Source organism: Escherichia sp. KTE31 (genome assembly GCF_000407925.1).
Classification (GTDB): Bacteria; Pseudomonadota; Gammaproteobacteria; order Enterobacterales; family Enterobacteriaceae; genus Escherichia; species Escherichia ruysiae.
Genome location: NZ_KE136722.1, coordinates 1,642,386 through 1,647,208, shown reverse-complemented (window position 1 = coordinate 1,647,208; position 4,823 = coordinate 1,642,386). Strand labels below are relative to the sequence as shown.

4 protein-coding genes are annotated in these 4,823 nt (G+C 55.4%); 2 read left to right on the top strand and 2 right to left on the bottom strand.

Annotation, left to right across the window (positions count from 1 at the left end):
* Both WES_RS13355 and WES_RS13360 read right to left on the bottom strand, forming a co-directional pair.
* Positions 1–731 (bottom strand): P2 family phage major capsid protein (locus tag WES_RS13355; RefSeq protein ID WP_016235177.1); only part of this gene is annotated, 731 nt, incomplete at its 3' end.
* Positions 732–789: 58 nt separating this feature from the next.
* Complete coding sequence (locus WES_RS13360) at positions 790–1,644, bottom strand: GPO family capsid scaffolding protein (RefSeq protein WP_001085975.1); 855 nt, start codon at positions 1,642–1,644, stop codon at positions 790–792.
* Between the two features lie 173 nt (positions 1,645–1,817).
* On the opposite strand from WES_RS13360, the gene WES_RS13365 reads away from it, so the two are divergent.
* Positions 1,818–3,590, top strand: a complete 1,773-nt coding sequence (locus WES_RS13365; RefSeq protein WP_000156872.1) for a terminase ATPase subunit family protein — start codon at positions 1,818–1,820, stop codon at positions 3,588–3,590.
* Positions 3,590–4,624, top strand: coding sequence for a phage portal protein (locus WES_RS13370; protein WP_016235176.1), 1,035 nt, complete (start codon positions 3,590–3,592; stop codon positions 4,622–4,624). Before WES_RS13365 ends, WES_RS13370 begins: the two co-directional genes overlap by 1 nt.
* Positions 4,625–4,823 lie beyond the last annotated feature (199 nt).

Genomic DNA, 4,823 nt, shown 5'->3' with positions numbered 1-4,823 from the left:
TTGTCCGCCAGTAGCTGACGCCCCACAATCACCACAAGGTCAGGGTCTTCCTGATACCACGGTTCAATCAGGTTGTTGGTCGCATCCATCACCAGTGCATCAAGGCTGGCATAATCACCGCCCTTACCCACGCGGATAACCTCAGAGGTGGTGCGGCCTTCCTCGTCAGTGACCTTGCTCATCACGCGCGCCGGGGCTTCATTGCGGTATTTCTGCAGCCAGCCGACCGCCACATCCTGCAACATCGGATTACTGTTGCGGTCAGAGGTTTCGGCACGCTTCACGCCGTTAAAACCGGCCATGATGAAATCAAGGGACTGGCGTTTGATAATGGCGTTACGGATACGGAGCTGGAAATCCTGATAACGCGCCCACAGGTCAAGCGTTTTGTAGCGGATATAAAAATCGAAGTTAATCTGGTCGCATTCGTACTTGTTGGACGCCAGCTTCGAGAAGTCCTTCGGCTGACGCTCGGTGCCACCGGCGGTGTCGGTGGTGCTGGCGATGGAGCCGGTGACACCGATACCAATTTTTTCCCCTTTCATTTCGCTGACCGGCACAATGTTGATGCGGGTCAGAAAGTCAGAGGACTCCTGCATGGTGTTCATCAGGGTCTGGGTGACCGACGGTTCAACGGTGAATTTTTTCGACACATCACCGGCGTCGATGCCGTTCAGTTCGGCAACACGGGACAGGTAGGCATTAAATTTAAAGCGGGTTTCCTGGCGCATAGTTTTTCCTGAAATTAAGGGTTAATCGTGAAGGTTTTCCCGGACTGACTGACGCCGGTCAGCAGTTCGTCATCAGGGCGTCACCGCCACCACCGGTGGCCTTGCTGCGGCGCTGCTGGGTCAGACTTTCGGTGTGGTCGAGACTGTTTTTCAGGCGGGTGAATGCCTGGCTGGTTTCATCCGCCCTGTCAGTCACCTCCTGCTTAAGTGCAGAAAAGGCGGTTTCCATCTCAGCGAGGCGCTGCTCAGTGGCACTCAGTTTTTCCTGCACATGTTCAGCAACAGCGGTCACCGCTTCATGCACGTCATTCAGACGGGCATCATCGCTGGCCTGTTTGCGGCCAAAAATGGACTTCACCTTTTCGGTCAGGGCGGTGAACACGGTTTCAGGCAGGTCTTCAAATTCCAGCTCAACAGGCGTTGCCACTGAAATCAGGTTTTCAGGGCTTAATTTGAAGCGGTTCAGGGGGTTGTGTTTTGCCGTACGGCAGAATTCCAGGTATTCCGTACCGAGGCTTGCCGGGTCATCGGTGACGGCCAGCCCCACCAGATAACATTTGCCGGTGTTGGCAAAGTTCGGCTGAATTTCCATTGAGGTGTAGACCTTCTGCGCGGCCTTGTTCATCGCGATAAGGTCATCGGTCGGGGTGATTTTCGCAAACAGCGCCCATTTGCCTTTCAGCGCCGAATCATCGTCAATCTTTTCGGCCTTCAGTTCGACCACATCGCCATAACGCTTAAAAATGCCGTCAGGCAGGATGCCGCGCAGATGTTCCAGGTTAATGCGGCAACCATAGACGCGCGGGTCAAAGGTTTCGGCCATTTCCTGAATATCCTGCGCACTGATGACACGCCCGTCACAGGTGTCACCCTCAACGCCGATACGAAAGAATTTTGAGACTTTTTTTGCCATTGTCAGGAGTCCTGAATAGTGATTAGAGGAGTCACATGTCGGCATCAGTTTCCCGACGATGCGCATCCTCCGCCATCAGTCCCGGATGGCTTATCACTGACACAACAGCACCTTAGCGAATCGCGGGGCGCGACTCAGTAGCCTTGCCGTGTATTCATCACGGCGAGGTATTCATGACCATCACCACAGACACCACTCTTTTACACGACCCGCGTCGTCAGGCGGCGCTGCTGTACTGGCAGGGGTTTTCCGTGCCGCAGATTGCCGCCATGTTGCAGATGAAACGCCCGACGGTGCAGAGCTGGAAACAGCGCGACGGCTGGGACAGCGTTGCCCCCATCAGCCGTGTCGAAATGAGTCTGGAAGCGCGGCTGACCCAGCTCATCATCAAACCGCAGAAAACCGGCGGTGACTTCAAGGAAATTGACCTGCTGGGACGCCAGATTGAACGACTGGCACGGGTCAACCGCTACAGTCAGACCGGCAACGAGGCAGACCTTAATCCGAACGTCGCTAACCGCAACAAAGGCGGGCGCCGCAAACCGAAAAAGAATTTTTTCAGTGACGAGGCCATCGAAAAGCTGGAGCAGATTTTCTTTGAGCAGTCTTTCGAATATCAGTTGCACTGGTATCGCGCCGGGCTTGAGCACCGCATCCGCGATATCCTGAAATCCCGCCAGATTGGCGCGACGTTTTATTTTTCCCGCGAGGCGCTGCTGCGCGCCCTGAAAACCGGTCATAACCAGATTTTTCTGTCGGCCAGTAAAACGCAGGCGTATGTGTTCCGCGAATACATCATCGCCTTTGCCCGGCTGGTTGACGTTGACCTGACCGGTGACCCGATTGTCCTGGGCAATAACGGCGCAAAACTGATTTTTCTCGGCACCAACTCCAACACCGCGCAGAGCCATAACGGCGACCTGTACGTCGACGAGATTTTCTGGATCCCGAATTTTCAGGTACTGCGTAAGGTGGCATCAGGTATGGCCTCACAGAGTCACCTGCGCTCGACCTATTTCTCCACCCCGTCCACGCTGGCGCACGACGCCTACCCGTTCTGGTCTGGTGAGCTGTTTAACCGGGGACGCGCCAGCGCCGCTGAACGCGTGGAAATCGACGTCAGTCATAACGCCCTTGCCGGTGGGCTTCTCTGTGCGGACGGTCAGTGGCGGCAGATTGTCACCATTGAGGACGCGCTGAAAGGCGGCTGCACGCTGTTCGACATTGAGCAGCTCAAACGTGAAAACAGCGCCGACGATTTTAAAAACCTGTTCATGTGTGAATTTGTTGACGACAAGGCGTCGGTGTTCCCGTTCGAGGAGCTGCAACGCTGCATGGTCGACACTCTGGAAGAATGGGAAGACTATGCGCCGTTTGCTGCCAATCCGTTCGGCTCCCGCCCGGTATGGATTGGTTACGACCCGTCACACCGTGGCGACAGCGCCGGATGTGTGGTACTGGCACCGCCGGTGGTGGCCGGTGGCAAATTCAGAATACTTGAGCGTCACCAGTGGAAAGGCATGGACTTTGCCACTCAGGCGGAATCCATCCGCAAACTCACCGAAAAATACAACGTCGAATACATCGGTATTGATGCCACCGGCCTCGGTGTCGGCGTGTTCCAGCTCGTGCGCTCGTTCTATCCCGCCGCGCGCGACATCCGCTACACGCCGGAAATGAAAACCGCAATGGTGCTCAAGGCAAAAGACGTTATCCGCCGTGGCTGTCTGGAATATGACGTCAGCGCCACCGACATCACCAGCTCGTTTATGGCTATCCGCAAGACCATGACCAGCAGCGGACGCAGCGCCACCTATGAGGCCAGCCGCAGCGAGGAAGCCAGCCACGCCGACCTCGCCTGGGCAACCATGCACGCCCTGTTAAATGAGCCACTCACCGCCGGTATCAGCACCCCGCTGACATCCACCATTCTGGAGTTTTACTGATGAGTAAGAAAAAAGGGAAAACACCGCAGCCAGCGGTGAAAACAATGACCGCCAGCGCCCCGAAAATGGAGGCATTCACCTTTGGTGAGCCGGTGCCGGTACTCGACCGCCGTGACATTCTGGATTACGTCGAGTGCATCAGTAACGGCAGATGGTATGAGCCACCGGTCAGCTTTACCGGTCTGGCAAAAAGCCTGCGTGCCGCCGTGCATCACAGCTCACCGATTTACGTCAAACGTAATATTCTGGCTTCAACGTTTATCCCGCACCCGTGGCTTTCCCAGCAGGATTTCAGCCGCTTTGTGCTGGATTTTCTGGTGTTCGGTAATGCGTTTCTGGAAAAGCGTTACAGCACCACCGGTAAGGTCATCAGACTGGAAACCTCACCGGCAAAATATACCCGCCGTGGTGTGGAAGAGGATGTTTACTGGTGGGTGCCGTCCTTCAACGAGCCGACACCTTTCGCGCCCGGCTCCGTGTTTCACCTGCTGGAGCCGGATATTAATCAGGAGCTGTACGGCCTGCCGGAATATCTCAGCGCCCTTAACTCTGCCTGGCTGAATGAGTCGGCCACGCTGTTCCGCCGCAAGTATTACGAAAACGGCGCTCATGCCGGATATATCATGTATATCACCGACGCATTGCAGGATCGCGATTACATTGACTCACTTCGCGAAAACATGGCCAAGTCGAAAGGACGCAATAACTTTAATAATCTGTTTCTCTATGCACCACAGGGAAAGCCAGACGGCATCAAAATTATCCCGCTCAGTGAAGTGGCGACGAAGGACGATTTTTTTAATATCAAAAAATCCAGCGCCGCAGACCTGCTGGACGCGCACCGCATCCCCTTTCAGTTGATGGGCGGCAAGCCGGAGAACGTCGGGTCACTGGGCGATATTGAGAAAGTGGCAAAGGTCTTTGTCCGCAATGAGCTTATCCCGTTACAGGACAGGATTCGGGAAATAAACGACTGGCTCGGTCAGGAGGTCATCCGCTTTAAAAACTACTCACTGGACACTGACAACGGCTGAACATCGCCGCCTGCGGGCGGCTTTTTTACACCCCCGTCATCACGCCCTCACACGCTCACCACCGCACAAAACAGCCCGCAGACACACCAACGCCCCAGCACACAATCTAAACGCCATCACGACGCGCTCAGACGCTGAAAAAATAAAATCAGCACCACCGCCAGCGCGCAGTGCTTTCCCCGCCTCGCCCGCCCGCTTC

Coding starts and splice junctions, on each gene's coding strand:
- WES_RS13360 (WP_001085975.1), bottom strand. CDS start 1,644: ATGGCAAAAAAAGTCTCAAAATTCTTTCGTATCGGCGTTGAGGGTGAC.
- WES_RS13365 (WP_000156872.1), top strand. CDS start 1,818: ATGACCATCACCACAGACACCACTCTTTTACACGACCCGCGTCGTCAG.
- WES_RS13370 (WP_016235176.1), top strand. CDS start 3,590: ATGAGTAAGAAAAAAGGGAAAACACCGCAGCCAGCGGTGAAAACAATG.